At 42.6% G+C, this 19122-nt stretch carries 12 protein-coding genes; 7 read left to right on the top strand and 5 right to left on the bottom strand.

Annotated features, from left to right (window positions below):
* Nucleotides 1-103: 103 nt before the first annotated feature.
* From A9260_RS00370 to A9260_RS00360, 3 genes are all read right to left on the bottom strand, one after another.
* Nucleotides 104-2053 (bottom strand): DNA topoisomerase III, encoded by a 1950-nt coding sequence (locus tag A9260_RS00370; protein WP_068695066.1) that lies wholly within the window; start codon nucleotides 2051-2053, stop codon nucleotides 104-106.
* Nucleotides 2054-2172: 119 nt separating this feature from the next.
* Nucleotides 2173-2721, bottom strand: coding sequence for an NAD(P)H nitroreductase (locus tag A9260_RS00365; protein WP_068695064.1), 549 nt, complete (start codon nucleotides 2719-2721; stop codon nucleotides 2173-2175).
* 55 nt (nucleotides 2722-2776) lie between these two features.
* A complete protein-coding gene (locus A9260_RS00360; protein ID WP_068695062.1) occupies nucleotides 2777-4780 on the bottom strand; it encodes an NADPH-dependent 2,4-dienoyl-CoA reductase in 2004 nt (667 codons plus the stop codon).
* 302 nt (nucleotides 4781-5082) lie between these two features.
* On the opposite strand from A9260_RS00360, the gene sppA reads away from it, so the two are divergent.
* The gene (sppA, locus tag A9260_RS00355; RefSeq protein ID WP_068695060.1) at nucleotides 5083-6972 is read left to right on the top strand and encodes a signal peptide peptidase SppA; all 1890 of its coding nucleotides are present in this window, start codon (nucleotides 5083-5085) and stop codon (nucleotides 6970-6972) included.
* Between the two features lie 140 nt (nucleotides 6973-7112).
* Nucleotides 7113-8138 carry an asparaginase gene (ansA, locus tag A9260_RS00350; protein WP_068695058.1) on the top strand — a complete coding sequence of 342 codons (1026 nt, stop codon included), beginning with the start codon at nucleotides 7113-7115 and terminating at the stop codon, nucleotides 8136-8138.
* Between the two features lie 101 nt (nucleotides 8139-8239).
* On the opposite strand, the gene A9260_RS00345 is transcribed toward ansA, so the two are convergent.
* Both A9260_RS00345 and msrB read right to left on the bottom strand, forming a co-directional pair.
* Entirely contained in the window at nucleotides 8240-8521 is a 282-nt protein-coding gene (locus tag A9260_RS00345) for a YeaC family protein (RefSeq protein WP_068695056.1), read from the bottom strand.
* A 170-nt stretch (nucleotides 8522-8691) separates the two neighbouring features.
* Nucleotides 8692-9099, bottom strand: coding sequence for a peptide-methionine (R)-S-oxide reductase MsrB (gene msrB / locus A9260_RS00340; RefSeq protein WP_068695054.1), 408 nt, complete (start codon nucleotides 9097-9099; stop codon nucleotides 8692-8694).
* A gap of 323 nt (nucleotides 9100-9422) precedes the next feature.
* Here msrB and gap point away from each other — a divergent pair, with 323 nt between their 5' ends.
* The 5 genes from gap to A9260_RS00315 all read left to right on the top strand — a co-directional run bounded on the left by gap (nucleotide 9423) and on the right by A9260_RS00315 (nucleotide 19121).
* Nucleotides 9423-10418, top strand: coding sequence for a type I glyceraldehyde-3-phosphate dehydrogenase (gene gap / locus A9260_RS00335; protein ID WP_068695052.1), 996 nt, complete (start codon nucleotides 9423-9425; stop codon nucleotides 10416-10418).
* Nucleotides 10419-10552: 134 nt separating this feature from the next.
* On the top strand, nucleotides 10553-11437 hold the full coding sequence (locus tag A9260_RS00330; protein ID WP_068695050.1) for a D-hexose-6-phosphate mutarotase: 885 nt from the start codon (nucleotides 10553-10555) through the stop codon (nucleotides 11435-11437).
* A 123-nt stretch (nucleotides 11438-11560) separates the two neighbouring features.
* Nucleotides 11561-12373: a 23S rRNA (guanine(745)-N(1))-methyltransferase gene (gene rlmA / locus A9260_RS00325; RefSeq protein ID WP_082957147.1), complete on the top strand. Its 813-nt coding sequence runs from the start codon at nucleotides 11561-11563 to the stop codon at nucleotides 12371-12373.
* A 335-nt stretch (nucleotides 12374-12708) separates the two neighbouring features.
* The gene (locus A9260_RS00320) at nucleotides 12709-16905 is read left to right on the top strand and encodes a hypothetical protein (protein ID WP_068695048.1); all 4197 of its coding nucleotides are present in this window, start codon (nucleotides 12709-12711) and stop codon (nucleotides 16903-16905) included.
* Between the two features lie 11 nt (nucleotides 16906-16916).
* Nucleotides 16917-19121, top strand: a complete 2205-nt coding sequence (locus A9260_RS00315; RefSeq protein ID WP_068695046.1) for a S8 family serine peptidase — start codon at nucleotides 16917-16919, stop codon at nucleotides 19119-19121.
* The last annotated feature ends 1 nt before the right edge of the window (nucleotide 19122 follow it).

Raw genomic sequence — 19122 nt, 5'->3', positions numbered from 1 at the left:
TGCTTATACGCCTTATTATAAATATAGCCTAGCTATAAATAACACATTTATAGTATTAATAGGCAACTAGAAGAAAGTCTCAATTATCAGATATTCTACACTCCTATTTCCCACCACGCTTAGTAACCGACTTCTTACCACTAGCTCGACGTTTCTTATACGCAGGCTTTTTCACTTCTGGTAGTGAGCGTAATGACTCTGGTACTGGGCCTGTTTTGGCTGTGTTCATTAGTTGAGCGAGTTGTTGATGTAATTCGGTAATGAAAGGTTGGTATGCCTGTTTTTTCTCGGCCATATCGTGTAGCTGTTTTTCCCAGTGGGCGGTTAAATCTGGATAGGTGGAGAGATCGGGCAATGCGGCTACTAGGCCTTTACCTGCGGGGGTGCTTAATACGGATTTGCCACTGCGCGATAATAAAGCACGTTTAAATAAGGTATCTAAAATACCGGCGCGAGTGGCCTCGGTACCGATACCATCGGTTTCTCTAAGGATTTTCTTTAGTGAACTGTCTTGCACAAAACGTCCAATACCGGTCATTGCTTGCAATAACGTCCCTTCAGTAAAGTGTTTTGGCGGCTCGGTTTGCTTTTGTTTAATCTCACCTTCACGGCAAGTTAACTGTTGTCCTTTTGCTAGCGCTGGCACAAGTGGAGCTTGCTTATCTTTATCTGAAGTGTCTTTACGTGCAGGGAATAACACTTTCCAACCGGGAACCAATAATTGCCGACCAGAGGCGGTAAATTTGCCGCCTTTAATATCAAATTCTAATTTAGATTCGGCGTATTCTGCTGACGGATAAAATTGCATGAGATATTGGGTGGCAATCAGTTGGTATACCTTTGCCTCTTGAGGCGGCAAGTTTGAGGCTTTTTTTGGTGTCGGAATGATGGCGTGGTGCGCATCGACTTTTTTATCATTCCACGCTTTAGAGCGCAGTGACAGATTGGCGTTTGCCACCGCACTACTTTGATCTGAAGCGTTAGCTAAAATAGCATCACATACTGATTTTGCTTCGTTAAAGTGCTCAACCGGCAAATAGCGGCAATCCGAACGAGGGTAAGTAATCACTTTGTATTTTTCATAGAGTGACTGACACAAGTCTAAAACTTGCTGAGCACTCATTGAATAACGTTTTGACGCGTCTATTTGTAAGGCGCTCAAGGAATAAGGCAATGGCGGTGCTTGCTTGGTGGTCTTTTGTTCTGATTTGGTGACACTGGCAGGCTGGCCTTGAATACGCTGAGCCACGTTTTCTACCAATGCTTTGCTTAATACTCTTCCGTCTTCATCTAACCATTTTTTACATGCTTCACTGGGTATCCACTTAGCGCGAATATCAAAAGTGCCGCTATGGTCTGAATAAGGAATCAGTGCCTCAAGGGTAAAGTAATCACGCGGCACAAAATTTTCGATTTCAAGATCGCGACGCACCACTAAACCTAATACGGGTGTTTGCACTCGGCCAACAGATAACACACCGTTATATCCAGCTTTTTTACCCAATAGCGTATAAGCGCGAGACATGTTCATGCCGTATAACCAATCAGCGCGAGAGCGTGCAAGGGCAGAAACTGACAAAGGCACAAACTCTTTATTACTGCGCATGCTCGATAAAGAACGCTTCACCGCTGACAAATTTAAATCACTGATTAATAAACGCTGCGCCGACTCTTTTTTGGTTTTGCTGACTTTGCAGTAATCAAACACCTCATCCACCAGCAATTGCCCTTCTCTATCAGGGTCACCTGCATTAACAATTTGCTTGGATGATTTGAGCAGTTTTTTGACGACGGCTAATTGCTTAGCGGCACTTTTACGCGGTCTGAGTTGCCACGCATCAGGGATAATAGGAAGATCGGCAAGATCCCATCGTTTATATTTAGGATCGTAAACGTCGGGTTCGACTTGTTCTAGCAAATGCCCAATACACCAAGTCACTATGTCGCCATTACCACACTCAATATACCCTTGCCCGTTTTTATGGGGTCTGGGAAGAGCGCTGGCAATCGCGCGGCCTAAGCTGGGTTTTTCTGCTACAAAAAGTCGTGTCATAAGAAATAATAGGTGAATTAGATTACTGGATAAATATACATACCCAGTAATCTAAGTGCAACAATGACAACAGATTATCACTGATAAGGGGCTATTTAGAGGCTTAAGCTTAGAACTCGTTATAGGTACTCAACAAATTTGCTCAGATCGCGCTCTGGCACTTTATGTGGCGCACACTCTGCTGTTCCCAAATATAAGAAACCCACAATGTGATCTTTTTCTTCTAGACCAAAAGCACGCTCTACATTGGCATCAAACATCCAAGTACCTGAACGCCAGAAGCCCTGAAAACCTTGAGCGACTGCTGCCATCTGCATAGCTTGCGCGGCACAACCTGCTGATAAATACTGTTCTAATTCAGGCACTTTAGGGTGCGATTTGGTTTTTGCGATGACCGTAATCACCATCGGTGCGCGAAAAGGAGCATTGGCCAGTTTTTCAAGCACAGCATCTTCAGAGTTAGCCTGTTTAGCGGCTGACACTAAGATATCGGCCAGTTTCTTCAAGCCCTCGCCTTCACTAATCACAAACCGCCAAGGGGTTAGTGCTCCATGATCTGGGGCGCGAAGTCCCGCTCTTAAAATATTATCTAGCACTTCACCACTTGGCGCAGGGTGGCCAAGTTTTGCGATAGAGTGACGGTGTAATAAAAGCTCTAATGCGTCCATGTCTTTATTCCAAAATCTATTTTTAGTCTCATTAAAGTGTAACATCTAAGTGAGATTAAATCTTAATTGCAAGTTCAAACCCTTGACGTATTGCACGAACCGCGTCTAACTCGCCCGCTTCATCCGCACCGCCAATTACGTGCACATGACCTTGTTTCTCTTGCCATTTATCTTCAAAAGGCCTCACTGATTCTTGTCCTGCACACACCACTACGCTATCGACATCCAAAGTTTGGGATTCATTTTTCACTGAGATATGCAGACCTGATTCATCAATCTCTTGATAAGCTACTCCGCCTAATAAATGTACGCCACGTTTTTTCAACGTCGCTCTATGCACCCAACCCGTGGTTTTACCCGGCCCTTTTCCAACGGTGCCTTCCTTGCGTTGCAACAGCCATACTTCGGTTTTTGAGTGAATCTCAGGGTATGGATAGAGCCCGCCAGGATGTTGATATTCCTGATCAATACCCCATTCCTGCATCCATTCATCTAGGGAAAAACGGCTCGGCTCAGTGAGCATGGTCGCAACATCGATACCAACACCACCTGCGCCAATGACCGCTACTTTGTTACCTAAATAGCTTTTTTCTCTAATCAACGTTTGATAGTCATAAACCTTAGTGCTTTCTGAAAGCCCTTTAATGTCTGGCCTGCGAGGTATCACCCCTGTTGCCATAATAATTTCATCGTATTGAGAAAGGATCTGCTCTGTCGCTTCGGTATTGAGCTGTAAATTAACGGCGTGTTTATCTAACTGATTGGCAAAATAGCGGATAGTTTCACGAAATTCTTCTTTGCCCGGAATTTGCATTGCCAGTCTAAACTGGCCGCCAATTCGATCACTTTTTTCAATCAGATCAACCTTATGCCCACGTTTTGCACTGTAAAGGGCCGCACTCAGGCCCGCAGGACCTGCCCCTACAACAGCAACGCGTTTAGGTTGTTTTGTTTTAATTATGGGTAATTCTGTTTCGTAACACGCCTGCGGATTCACCATACAACTGGCTCTTTTTCCTTTAAAGGCGTTATCAAGACAGGCTTGGTTACAGCCGATACAGGTATTAATTAGCTCTGGAGTATTGTCTTGCGCTTTACGTACAAAATCGGCATCGGCTAAGAAAGGACGCGCCATCGACACCATATCCGCCCCGCCTTGCTGTAAAATTTCCTCAGCTTGCGCAGGACTGTTAATGCGATTGGTTGCCACAACCGGAATAGAAACGTGCGGCTTTACCTTGTTGGTGACCCAAGTAAATGCGCCACGCGGAACGGAAGTCACAATGGTTGGAATTCTGGCTTCATGCCAACCAATACCGGTATTAAGGATAGAGACTCCGGCTTTTTCTAGCTCTTTTGCCAATAAAATCACGTCATCTAAAGTGCTGCCTTCTTCAACTAGATCAAGCATAGAAAGACGGAAGATAATAATAAAATCATCGCCGGCTGAGCGCCTAATCGCTCTCACTATCTCAATAGGAAAACGCATACGATTTTTGTAACAGCCACCCCATTCATCATCACGTTGGTTGGTTCGCTTACAGATAAATTGGTTAATTAAATAACCTTCAGAGCCCATCACTTCAACGCCATCATAACCCGCCTGCTTTGCAAGAGCTGCGCTATTGGCATAATCATCAATGGTGTTTTTGACTTGTCTTGAGCTCATCTCACTTGGCGCAAATTTTGCTATAGGGGCCTTCGCGGGAGTCGAGCTTTGAGCTAGCGGGTGGTAGCCATATCGGCCTGCATGCAACAGTTGCAGAGCAATTTTACCCTGATGGCGATGCACCGCTTGTGTAATAACTTTATGCGCTTGCACATGTTTAGGACGACTAAATTGCGCAGCAGTAGGATAAAGACGACCACGTAAATTGGGAGAGAATCCGCCAGTAACAATAATACCCACATCGCCTTTAGCTCGCTCTTCATAAAATGCAGCCAGCTTTTTTAGCCCTTGGACACTATCTTCTAGTCCAGTATGCATTGAGCCCATTAATACTCGGTTCTTTAATTGCGTAAACCCTAAATCAAGTGGACGAAGAAGGTTTGGGTACATAGCATCCCCTATTAGCTTAATATACTCTGGTCAGACCACGATAAGTCGCAATCTTACATATAGCAAACATAAATTTACATTTATGCAACATAAGTAATGTTGGGTCACACTATTTCAATTCCTTTGGCATAAACAAAAAGTGCTAAACTATTCCACGAAATGCACATTGTAGGTCTATGATTTTATTTAACTCTTTTGGAATTATTCCTTCATAGTGATTTGTGATCGATGTCATTATCACTTAGCATTAAGAATCATTCCCCCTAATTCTCTGATTGTTGAAAGATCAGGCGGAGAACATCATGAAAACACTGTTTCGCTTTTTAGGTAAAGTGCTCAAAGGCATTTGGAAGGTCATCACCTTCACTCGTCTTGCCTTAGCTAACCTATTGTTTATTGCAGCTATCGTCTTTGTCTATTTTAGTTTTTCTCAAATTGACAGCCAAGATGATGCCGTAGCAGTCGATAAAGAACCAAAAGCACTTGTGCTAAACCTATCAGGCAAAATTGTTGAAGGTAGAAGCTTCGTCAATCCTATGGATTCCTTAACCGGCTCACTTATCGGTAAAGACATCCCCAAAGAAAACGTCTTGTACGATATTCGTGAAACCATTCGTCACGCTGCCAGTGATGAAAGTGTGTCAGGTTTAGTGCTTAGCCTGAAAAAAATGCCTGAGACTAACCTCACCAAACTGCGTTACATCGCCAAAGCATTGAATGAATTTAAAGCCAGCGGTAAACCTATTTACGCTATTGGTGACTTTTATAATCAGAGCCAATATTACCTAGCCAGTTACGCAGATAAGATCTTCTTATCACCTGATGGCGGTGTATTGCTCAAAGGTTATAGCTCATACTCTATGTACTACAAAACCTTGCTTGAAAATCTTGATGTGAATACGCATGTATTTAAAGTAGGTACTTACAAATCAGCGGTAGAACCCTTCACTCGCAACAACATGTCAGCTCCTGCTAAAGAAGCGGCAAGTGTATGGTTAGGTCAACTTTGGGGGGCATACGTTGAAGATGTCGCTCGCAACCGTCACATCGAAAAATCAGTACTTAATCCAAGCATGGATGCGTTCCTAAAAGAGTTTGAACAAGCGGATGGTAGCCTTGCTCAATTAGCGGTTCAGCTTAAAATGGTGGATGAATTAGCCACTCGTCAACAAGCGCAAAAAGCGATGATTGATGCCTTTGGTGGTGATGATAAAAATGGCTTTAAGTCCGTTGATTATTACACTTACAAAGACCAAATCCCTGAGTCAAAAATTCAATCGGACAACCAAATTGCCGTCATTGTCGCCAGTGGCGCAATTATGGATGGTCCGCAAAAAGGCAGCTCTATTGGTGGTGACACTACCGCAGCGCTAATTCGTAAGGCTCGTCTAAATGATGATGTAAAAGCCTTAGTACTGCGTGTTGATAGCCCTGGTGGTAGCGCGTTTGCATCTGAAGTTATTCGTAACGAGATTGTAGCGTTTAAAGCAACTAACCGCCCAGTGGTGGTTTCGATGTCCAGTCTGGCCGCCTCTGGTGGTTATTGGATTTCCATGTCAGCAGATGAAATATTAGCGCAACCAACTACGTTAACCGGTTCAATTGGTATCTTTAGTGTGATTACCACCTTTGAGAAAGGCTTAAACAAATACGGCGTTTATACTGACGGATTGGGTACATCACCGTTTGCTGGTGTCGGCGTAACTACCGGTCTTAATGAAGGTGCAAAACGCGCCATGCAACTTGGCATTGAAAATGGCTATCGCCGCTTTACCGGGCTAGTTGGCGAAAACCGTCACCTTGATGCTAATGCTGTTGAAAAAATTGCGGAAGGTCGAGTCTGGACAGGGCAAGATGCCGTTGATAAAGGACTGGTCGATTCTATCGGTGACTTTGACGATGCCATCGCTCGCGCAGCAAGTCTCGCAAAAGTGGATGGCTATCGCCTAAACTGGCTACAAAAGTCTTTAACTCCAGCGCAGCAATTCCTAAAAGATTTTAGCAAGCGTATTTCGGTATCAACGGGAATCGATTTTAATAGCATGCTATCAAGCTCACTGATGTCTAATGCAGCATTGCCAAGTTCTTTGCAACCTATTGCGACGCAAGTTCAAGAGGACTTTAGTTTGATGCATCAATTTAACGATCCTAATGGCACTTATACCTTGTGTTTGCCTTGTCAGGTCGAATAACTCGATGAGCTAACACTTTACAAATTTAGCCCAGCACTTGCTGGGCTTTTTGTGCTTTATGCCTCAGTAGCCTTATTGCTTGCCTCAACAGATCCGTTATACTGCGTATCACTTAATTATCAGTATAAAAATCTGCACTTATGCCTCAAAATAACGCACGAAAACACATCTATATCGCCTACACTGGCGGCACAATCGGTATGCAAAAATCGGCAAATGGATATGTGCCTGTTGCGGGATTTATGGAGTCACAATTGGCTGGAATGCCGGAATTTAATCGTCCGGAAATGCCTTTGTATACCATTCATGAATATGCGCCTCTGATTGATTCTTCTGACATGACGCCTTCTGATTGGCAGCAAATTGCTGATGATATTAAACAAAACTACGATAACTATGATGGCTTTGTCATTTTGCATGGTACCGATACCATGGCTTACACCGCCTCTGCTTTGTCTTTTATGCTGGAAAACTTAGGCAAACCAGTGATAGTCACTGGATCGCAAATTCCTCTAGCTCAACTTCGCTCTGATGGACAAGCAAATCTACTAAATGCACTGCATATCGCCGCTAATTATCCAATTAATGAAGTGACTTTGTTTTTCAACAATCAGTTGATGCGAGGCAACCGTAGTACCAAGTCTCACGCTGACGGTTTTTCCGCCTTTACTTCACCTAACTTGCCGCCTCTTTTGGAAGCGGGCATCAACATCCAAGTTAGTGCTCATGCGGAAGTCGATAAGAAGCCATCGGGAACGTTTAAAGTGCATAACATTACGCCGCAACCTATTGGCGTGATCACCATGTATCCAGGCATTTCGCACGAAGTTATTCGAAATACATTAAGACAGCCTGTTAATGCGATGATCTTGTTAACCTTTGGCGTAGGCAATGCTCCGCAAAACCCTCAACTGCTTGGGCATTTAAAAGAAGCCTCAGAAAGAGGCGTGATTGTAGTAAACCTAACCCAATGCTTGGCAGGAAAAGTGAATATGGGGGGTTACGCGACAGGCTGTGCTCTTGCAGAGGCTGGAGTGATCAGTGGTTATGACATGACTCATGAAGCGGCGCTCGCCAAGCTACACTTTTTACTTAGCCGCGGCTTAAAATACGAAGAAATCAAAACTAAAATGCAGCAAGTTCTGCACGGTGAAATGAGCCTATAATCTCGCTTATTTTCAGTAAAAGAACCTACTGTAAAATAACAAATTATAGAATAGCGAATTAACCTATGAGCGCCGATGACTTATCATCAGCGCTCATTTTTTTAATCCACTTTTACTTTGGTAATGGTTTCTTCATTTTTAAACTGACGTTGCAATTCGCCCTTTGATTTAAAGCTAATATCACCACCGGCGGCAACCGTCATGTGCTGCGCTTCGGTATTGTGCTTACTTTGATAAAGCATAACAGCTTGCTGACAGTATGCTCGTTGGTCATCACTCAATACCGTCCCTTCCGGCCAACGGCCTGTTTCTACCGCAAAGCTCAATCTCTGATAAGCATCAGGAGTAATTGCATCGACCATTTGTTGTAAATTCGGTTTCATTTAAATCACTTCTCTTCCATGTTGACGGTTTTAATTAATACACTCGACTAAACGCATCACTAAACAAATTATTCACAAGACGACTTATCCAGAGTGAGATCACAAACGTTATTTGAACAAAATCCTGTGCATGATTGGTCGATAAGTGCTCACTCATGCGTTCGCCCTAGCTACTTTTCTGATGATTGATTAAACACCAAAGAGACCGAGTTAACGCAAAAACGTTCACCGGTGCTTGGTGGGCCATCAGGAAACACATGCCCAAGATGACTATCGCAGTTGGCACAACGAATTTCGACTCGTGTCATACCGTGGCTGTTATCTTCGATAAAGCGAATCGCCTCTTTTGAAGCCGGCGCATCAAAACTTGGCCAACCACAACCAGAATCATATTTACTGTCTGATTTAAATAATAATGTTTGGCAGCAAGTACAAACATAGTCACCAGATGATTTATTATGTAACAATTTACCACTGAAAGGTGCTTCTGTACCTTGCTCTCGGCAAACACGATACTGCTCCTCAGTCAATGTATCACGCCATTCTTGGCTTGTTTGTTGGTTCCCTTCGTTGCTCAAAATTAACCCTACTTTGCTAAATGAAATTTATGTTTTGATTACTTGCCTACAGCGGTGTTGTAGCACATACTTTCAACCGCTTATGTGAAATAGTTTGTAATTTACGCCTCAAAATAAAGTTTTGTTGCGTAACGCACATTTATTCGGCGAGATTTGACCAAATAAGTGCAATAAATCACCATCTGCAGTCATATGAACGATAAGATAGTATTTTTTTTTGACTTTAAACAAAATAAACTTGATTATCTATTGCAGAAGGAAACTGAGTTTTGTAATTTACTACCAGTTTATAATTAATCTTAATTAAGTTGTGGAGCAACATAATGACTATCAAAGTAGGTATTAACGGTTTTGGCCGTATCGGCCGTTTCGTATTTCGTGCAGCGCAAGAGCGTGCTGATATCCAAGTTGTAGGCATCAATGACCTTATCGACGTTGAATACATGGCTTACATGCTTAAATACGACTCAACTCACGGTCGCTTTAACGGCACTGTTGAAGTTAAAGACGGTAACCTAATCGTAAACGGTAACACTGTACGTGTAACTGCTGAGCGTAACCCTGAAGATCTTAAATGGAACGAGATTGACGTTGACGTTGTTGCTGAAGCAACTGGTCTTTTCCTAACAGACGAGACTGCACGTAAGCACATCACTGCTGGCGCTAAGAAAGTTGTTCTTACTGGTCCTTCTAAAGACGCAACTCCAATGTTCGTTAACGGCGTAAACTTCAACACTTACGCTGGTCAAGACATCGTTTCTAACGCTTCTTGTACTACTAACTGTCTAGCACCTATCGCTAAAGTTCTTAACGACAAGTTCGGTATCGAGTCTGGTCTTATGACTACAGTTCACGCTACTACAGCAACTCAAAAAACTGTAGATGGTCCTTCTGCTAAAGACTGGCGTGGTGGTCGTGGTGCTTCTCAAAACATCATCCCATCATCAACTGGTGCTGCTAAAGCTGTAGGCGTTGTACTTCCTGAAGTAAACGGTCTTCTAACTGGTATGGCTTTCCGCGTACCAACTGCTAACGTTTCTGTAGTTGACCTAACAGTTAACCTAAAAACAGGCGCATCTTACGAAGCTATCTGTGCAGCAATGAAAGAAGCTTCTGAAGGCGAAATGGCTGGCGTTCTTGGTTACACTGAAGATGCAGTAGTTTCTCAAGACTTCATCGGCGAAACTCAGACTTCAGTATTTGATGCTAAAGCTGGTGTTGCTCTAACTGACAAATTCGTTAAAGTTGTATCTTGGTACGACAACGAAATCGGTTACTCAAACAAAGTTCTTGACCTAATCGCTCACATCTCTAAGTAAGCATTAGTTAAGTATTTTGTATAAGGCGGCTTTCGAGTCGCCTTTTTTTTGTCAATTTTTAGGGCAAAAATTTAAAGAGTAGGAAAACACCCTTACTCAACAGAAGATACGCCCTAGTTTTGTGAGAACGCAATATGGATGTATATCAGTTACCACCCGTTGCAGTACTGTCTGACAACGTCACCATCGCGCAACTTGATCAATTAAAAATTGTGCGTGTCATACACGAAAAAGCCAGTGCAGCGATTGCTTTGCATGGCGGTCATGTCATTTCTTTTCAACCTAAAGATCAAGCCGATTTAATCTGGATGAGCAAGCAAGCTATTTTAGATGGCAAAGCGGCACTTCGCGGCGGAATTCCTGTTTGCTGGCCTTGGTTTGGTCGAGTTGCAGCACCTGCACATGGTTTTGCTCGCACCGCACAATGGGAACTACTTGAGCATAGGGAAAATACCAATGGCGTTATCATTAGCTTAGGTCTTAAATCAAGCGATGAAACACTGGCGATATGGCCTCACCAATTTGCAGCAGTGCTGAATATAGAAGTGGGTGACGAGCTAAAAGTTAGCCTTGTTATGACCAACACTGACAGCGAAAGTTGGCGCTTTTCCGCAGCGCTGCATACCTATTTGAATATTTCTGATATTGAAGCGGTTAATGTTCAAGGTATGGGAACTGAATACATCGATGGTCTGAATGATGCGGCGTTAACTACCGGATCAGACACATTAACCGTGACAGAACCGGTTGACCGTATTTACACTCAGCCTAAACCACTCATTACCCTCACCGATCCTGGCTTTGAGCGTAAGCTCATCGTTGAAAATCAAGGGGTGAACTCTAGCGTAATTTGGAATCCATGGTCGCAAGGTGCGCAGTCAATGTCCGACATGCCCGATGATGGCTACAAAACGATGCTATGCGTAGAAGCAAGTCATCACGCTCCAAACATCGAGAGCGGCACTGTTGTTGAACCCGGCGCAAGCTATACGCTATCAAGCACCATTGGTTCTAAATAAACAATGATGCCTAATTGTGACTCTAGAGCGGCTAATTAATTTAGCCCTTTGAGTCACTTTTATCGTTGTCTCAATCCTTGATTGAGACTACTATCTGCATAACATTTTTCTAGCCAAGTTATTATGATCTACGCCTGCCCTCTTTGTTCACAATCTTTAGCTTTAGAGTCTCGTACATTTACCTGCCTTAACAATCATAGATTTGATAAAGCAAAAGAAGGCTATGTAAATCTAATGCCTGCGCATCATAAACATTCTAAAAACCCTGGCGACAGCAAAGAGATGATGCAATCTCGTCGACTGTTTCTGGAATCTGGACACTATCAGGCGCTTCAACAAAAGTTGGCTGTGACTCTTTCTCAATATATGAGTGATACTGCCAATCCGACGGTTTTAGACATGGGATGTGGTGAAGGCTATTACACAAATGAAATGGCCAATACATTGGGTGAAAACGCACAAGTTTATGGCTTAGATATTTCTAAAGTCGCCATACGCTACGCTTCAAAACGTTACCCCAACTGTCATTTTAGTGTGGCCTCTAGCTATAAAATGCCCTTTGCTGATCATAGCTTAGATGCGATAGTCAAAGTCTACGCACCGAGCAAAGAGCAAGAGTTGTTACGTTGCTTAAAACCGGGTGGCCTACTCATCACCGTAACCCCTGGCGCGCGACACTTATTTGAGTTGCGTGAACTTATCTACCAAGAAGTACGCTTGCATGAAGAACAAGCCGATACTTTTGAAGGCTTACAGTTAATTGATCACATCAAGCTCAACTACCCCATGAAACTTGATAACGGACTGGCCTTTGAGCTATTGCAAATGACGCCTTTTGCTTGGAAGGCCACAGAGCAATTACAACAGCAACTCAAAAGCCTAGATACTTTTGATTGCCAAGCTGACTTTAATCTTCATGTGTATAAGGTTAGCTAGCGGTATAGGATTAACTAAAACCCTGATACAAAAAACTAACCACAGCATGTTATTAATCTAGCAACATGCTGTGTCGCTTACTTAGTCATTTACAATGACATATCACGCATCTTTTTACCTCTACACACTCTGCCACAATCCCTACCGATCACCCTGCCCTGCCTACAAACACTACCTTTACGCTCAAACTTTCATATTCGAAATATTTGAATTTAAAATCACGAATTGACCATACTCACCATAAGGCGATATAGTTCACAGTTAGCAATTAATTTTTACAATTGGTTACACTTTAGTCTAGCGGTAGTAAATGTATGTATATAAGTAGGAATAATATGAACTGCAAAGGAATTGTAGTGTCTTTAATGTGCTCTTTTGCCATTGTTGGCTGTGGGCCAAAAGACGAAAATTATAAAGAAGTCGCTAAAGATATTCATCAAGTTAACTCTGTTGATATTAAGAGCCTTAATGACTCTAAACTTATATATAGCCATACGATAACCAAGCTGCCCTCTTATCTGAACAACTCTGTTGCCTATGACTTAAGACGCCACGCATCAGTGCGCATCAACTTAGTTGAAGATGGTATTGAAGTTAGAGAGTTGCCTAAAGACATTTATACCACTGCAAATAGTGATGATATTAACAACTGGCCAATGGTGCTATTTATACCTGGTCACTATGTTGACTATAAATGTCAGGAAGACAGTTACGATAAATGTATCAACCAAGAAGTTGTCGATTCTGATGCCGATATACAGTGGGATCAAAAACACTATTTCATTCCCGATTTTGCTAATGTCGAGCAGTTTTCTATAGATCAGGAAGGTTCAGGCGAGCAATTCAATAACTGCATGCAGCAGCAAGGCGGTGCCAACTTAGTCCATGATGGTCAATGGTTAGGTTCGGAGGTTGATTTAACTAAAGGTGTGATTAACTTTGAGCTAGAAAAACGCTACACCTTAAATAATAGCGACTCTTGCCAAGTGATCTATCGCAATATTGCCGGCAGCGAAATGGGAGCAGGTAATGGCGCAAACAGTTTTTCAACTCATGAATTCTACTCACTAGTTGCTAAATCTAGCCTAGATACAAACGAATATACGCCAGTTCCTTATACCCATGATGACTTTGCTCGATTTGGCTTTTTTGATAGCGAAACCGACAATCTTGGCTACATTTCATTGCGCAGTCGTAGCAAATTACAAGACGGTCACCGCTATCATAATTACCTCTACCGCTGGAACCCTAATCGTAAAACCATTACCTATTATTTAGATAATCGCTATTACCTTCCACAAAACAAACCGTATTTGGATTCGGCTAAGAGAACCGTCAAAGCCATTAATATCGAACTGCAACAAGCAAAAACAGGTGTACCAAGTATTACTCTTGAAAAACAAGGTGATAAACGATTTGGCGACCTGCGTTATAGCTTCATCAGTCTTGATAATTTTGCTGATAACTTTAACTACAGTGGACTGACTGAATCGATTACTGATACCCAAACTGGGGAAATTGTCAGTTCTCGTATTATTATGAATTTGCCAATGGCACGTTCTACCGGAACCGAAGAACGCTATAAAATCATTCAAGACACTTTTAAATACTTAAATGGTCAAGTAAATGCATCTGATCTGAGCAAAGAGCTCAGTAGCGGTGAGGTTAAACTCGATTCCACGAGTACCCTAACATCAACTTCAACAGACACAAGCAGCTACGATACGGTTAGCGATGAACCGGCACTGACCGAGACTCAACGTAGCAATCTAGCTCAATCGACTAAATTCTATAACTCACTGCATGGACTAGAAACGTTTAATTCCGTACAGGGTCACAGCACAAGTACTACGATTATCGACAGTGGTGTCGACGTGGCAACATCCAGTGATACGCCTCCTGTACCGCAAAAAACCCCTGTCCCTCAACAAGGTTCAAAAGCTCGATTACCTTTAGATATTCAAAGCTTCTGGACCACAAATCTAGCGCCAATTTATGGGCCTGATTCCTCATTTTGGGATAACCCAGAATTATGGACAGGTGAACCTAGACACTCAGATATGCTGCCCTACTCTGAGCTATCCGATAAAAACAAATTACTGGTACAAGAAATCACTGGTAATGGTTTCTACTCGGCTATTTTGACCCACGAATTAGGCCACTCACTTGGGCTTCGTCATAACTTCCGTTCAAGTATTGATATTTCTCATCACTTTTCGAAGAACTCACCATTTTATAAGACTGTACAACCTAAAATTGATAGTGCATTAGGTGTTTCGGGTGACAAGTCGATGCAAATCATCACCCAATACAGCTCTGTCATGGAGTATATGGCGGGTGACTCTTACTACAATAAAATTTATGGTGCATACGATCTGGCGGCATTACGTTTTGGCTACGCTCGCGAAATACAAACCGATACCTCAGATCCATATACTGGAAATAGTCTATTTGATGCTGATGCACATTGGATGAGCTTAGAAAGCCACGATAATAATATTATCAGCCAATGGCAGAAAGAGTTGCCTACAGCACCTTCTCTTGGCAATGGCGCTATCTCATCAATGGAGCAATCTTATAACATGGATTCGGTGCGCTATGAGTTCTGTAGTGATGCCGATATTGAGACCGATTTCTATTGTAATAAGTCAGATATTGCACTGCAGTCTTCCGCGACTAACCTCGGTGGCGCAGATACGCTAAGCAGCATCAGCCGTCAATTGTTGGGTGGTCTGTATATCGCATTCTTCAACCAAGCCTTAGCGGGTAACGGCTTATATGATATGTCGGCTTTGGGTAAAGTGTTTGATAATGGTGATTACTATACGGCGAGCAGCTCACTGATAAAAGTTCGTCATAATATTGCACGTTCAGCAAATGCGGCCGGCATCTATGATGCTGACGATTATCTTAATGATCAAAGCTGTCCTTATAATTTTAATTCTGTGCCATCACCTTATTCGCCTGCAGGGCTTGAGCAATGTACATCTCTGCGTTTTGCCTTAGATTCGAGTATTTTTTATTCGGTTTCCGCGATGAACATGAACGATGTTGATGCTCGCGTAAAAATATATCTAAGACCAAAACCAAATCTAACGATTGATACTTCTGAGCCCATTTTGGTGACTGATATTAATCTAAGTGATGTCTATAAAGCCGCTATTCAGTCCCATATTGCGTTTAATAAGGGGCAATCAGCGTTCAATAATCCAAATGATTTATATAAGATTTTCCAAGATGAACAGCATCAATCAATGTTGATCAAGATCTTAATCATGAATAATCAAACGGTTGTTAACGCACTTGCGCTTAAATCTATTGATGCCAGCAATGAAGACAATTTCAGAGCAGAGATTACACCGTCTGCAACCGCATCTGTCGTTACGCCTTTAAATGGTATTAATCTGCCTAATGATATTCATCCGCAAGATGGTAATTTATATAAACGCATTGCACCTCAATGGCCAACCAAACTTGAGTTAGTCCGCGAGCTACTGCGCTCTTCAGATCTCGATCCTATGGATCACTTTTCTAACCTATCTATGGTCGATTATGATCATAAGATGGGACGTGTTGTAGAAATGTTCTTATGTAACTCGGTCATGCATACAGATTACTCTGACTATCACTTGAGCACAATACAGTCTCCGTTGTCATACCCGACTGAAATGCCAACGCAAGATCAGTTCAAGAACACCTGTAAGCAAGATATCATCCAATACAGTGATATTACCAATGAGGGTCCGGTTGCGGCAGGTCAACCTTATGCACCTTATATTTCTTCATCCAATAAAGGGTATTATTACGAAAACTACATTGAGAAATTCATCGCCTATAACATCCAAGGTGATAGGGGTAATGATGCGGCAAATAAATACATTGAGCCGGTGACTAAATCCAGTTCTAACAAACATCTGTACCAACACTTTGATTTGCCCTTTTCTAATGCGACTGAAGAAGGCATGACAATGCGTATTAACTACCTAAAAGCTTTGCTCAAGCAGGTAGTTATCGCCACTGAAGATGGTGTTCAAGGATCATACGGACATAGCACCGAATGGCGAGAGTACGTGTCTGTGCATAAAGATGAAGGCTTAAATCAAGGAAGCCCAATCTATACCTATGATGCCGCGAGTAACCAATATACGATACAGCCTAATTGGGTTGCAGCTGATGAAGTCTATGATCCAGAGACAGGTAAAAGTGTTTATATTGGCCCAGAAAACATTCTTGCCGCTAAGCTAAGAGACCGAATTCAAAACTCTGTTTTTAAATTGTACAGCATTAATCAGCAACAGTTGACACCCCCACTACCTCAGATAAAACCACCACTGCCAACAAGCACAAATGGGCCAGTAGCTCAATCGAAACCACCGTTGCCGACAAATAACCAGAACTCTGGTTCTCAAACGAACGCGCCATTACCAGTAGGGGGTAATTCGCTTTCACCATTACAACAAGCAGAAAACTACCAACTGCAAATTGAACGTGATAAGCGCGTGCTATTTGAACTGCTACCACAACTTAGCTAAGGGATAATATAATGAAAAAAAATACCGTTATTGTTTGCCTTGTAGGGCTAGGTGTACTCAATGGTTGTGGAGGAGAGTCATCCGGCTCAGCCAAGCCTACAGCGCACAATCAAACATTATTTGCTGCTGTTCCACAAGATGCAATATTTCAACCACAAGAGTTAGTCCCTAATTCAAGTGCGATGATCTACACTCAAGCTGGTCGCTTGGTGCGTTTTGTTCATACTGGACATACATTATCTTTAGTGGATACTAAAGGTGTGACGCACGGTGCTATTCAAAAAGAGCATAATTCATTTTTATATATCCCACAGACTGCTACTGATGAAAGCCACTCTATTGATACCTTGGTTTATCAAGATGACGATGAACAAAAAACCATCAAAATTCAAATCAATAGTGACCCACTCTACCCTGAGCAATGGCACCTACATAATCTAGGTCAAGCTTCATACACTGATCTCAACTTACCGGCTGACGGAAAAACCGACATCAATATGAAAGATGCGCTAGCATCTGGGTATTTAGGTAAAGGCATCACCGTTGCAGTTGTTGACCATGGTGTACAGCTCACTCATCCTGATTTAAACGTAGGTGAAGGCTCAATGAACCTGCTGCCAGGGTTTAACATCATGCCGGTTATCAACGGACATGGTACTGCTGTTGCCGGTATCATCGCTGAAAAAGGTTGGAATAATATAGGCGGACGTGGCGTAGCGCCCGATGCCAAAATTATCAGTTTTAACATGCTAGATGCCACCTCCAGTGCCTTTGATTTTGCTAGAAGCCATGGTTTTGCTAAAGCAGTAAAACCAAGTGGTGTAGCCCCCTTAAACCTTGATGAGCAAACCTTAGATGGCCTTGCGCGTATCTACAATGAAAGCTGGGGTTCCATTGGTTTTTGTGCCAATGAATACGCCTCCATCTGCATGTACAACCAAATTCATAAGGGTATAACAAAACAAGGCGCACTATTAGGCTTTGATGGTAAAGGCATTATCTATATAAAATCCTCCGCGAATAACGAACAAGGCTATGAGTGGACCGATGAACGTTATTATCAACCGACGGATAAAGAGGCGATTGACTACCGCACATTTGATCCTCAAGTGACACCAAAAACAATTAACCACGGTTTGCCGTTTAGAGGCGCCATGCTTAGCCTCTATCAAAACTCTCCGTATGTAACCGTAGTGGGCGCGGTAACCGCGCAAGGTAAACAGGCAAGCTATTCTGGCTCTGGTGCCAATATGTTTATTTCTGGACTGGGTGGTGAAAGACCTTATGGACGCATCATCACCACTGATGTCATGGGTTGTACCGAAAGCTCTGGCTTTGCCAACTTCTCAGTAGTTGATAGCTTTGTTGATGGATTTAACCAAGGCAGACTACTAGAAAACGCCAACTGTGATTATGACGCTGCTATGGATGGAACATCTGCGGCAACACCTGTGGTATCGGGCGCTGTTGCCGATATTCTCTCAGTAAATGATGATCTTTCATGGCGTGATGTTCGTAATATCCTAGCGCATACAGCCAAACAAATTGACCTCGATAGCCCAAGCGTCACGCTTGCGCTTAAAGATGGTGACTTAATTGCGCAAAATGGTTGGATAACCAATGCTGCTGGGCTGCATTTCAATAACCGTTACGGCTTTGGTCTAATTGATATTGATAAAGCGATTGCGATGGCTAAAACCTATCCATCAAATACCTTAGGGCCATTAATTGAATACCCAACGGTCAAGCCAATACAGCCGTTAGAAAAAGCCATTCCTGACGCAAGTGCCAAAGGTTTAACTGACACACTTAAAGTAGATAAAAGCGGCACAATCGAAACCGTATCATTACAGGTTAACATTGATCACGAGAGACTTAACGATCTACAAGTTGAGCTTATCTCGCCTAAAGGCACGCACGCCATTGTATTAAACCCATACAACGGTATTCCACTAGTCAGTGCTAATCCACTGTACCGTATGCATAATTTGCAGTTTACGTTTGATATCAATACGTTCTGGGGTGAGCCTATGCAAGGGCAATGGACACTCAAAGTGTACGATGCCAATGATAAAGTCTACTCACAAAACGTCAGTACTAGCGCGGCAGATTTTGTTCATTCCCATCTTATTGTTGCGACAAACAATAGTACGCCAGGGATCATGCATAATTGGTCTATCCAAATTAATGGCCATGCTGATAACAAAGGAGCATAAA

Source organism: Vibrio sp. UCD-FRSSP16_30 (assembly GCF_001676025.1).
GTDB lineage: Bacteria > Pseudomonadota > Gammaproteobacteria > Enterobacterales > Vibrionaceae > Vibrio.
The sequence above is the reverse complement of the archived record's forward strand: the minus strand, read 5'-3'. Positions and strand labels throughout refer to the sequence as shown.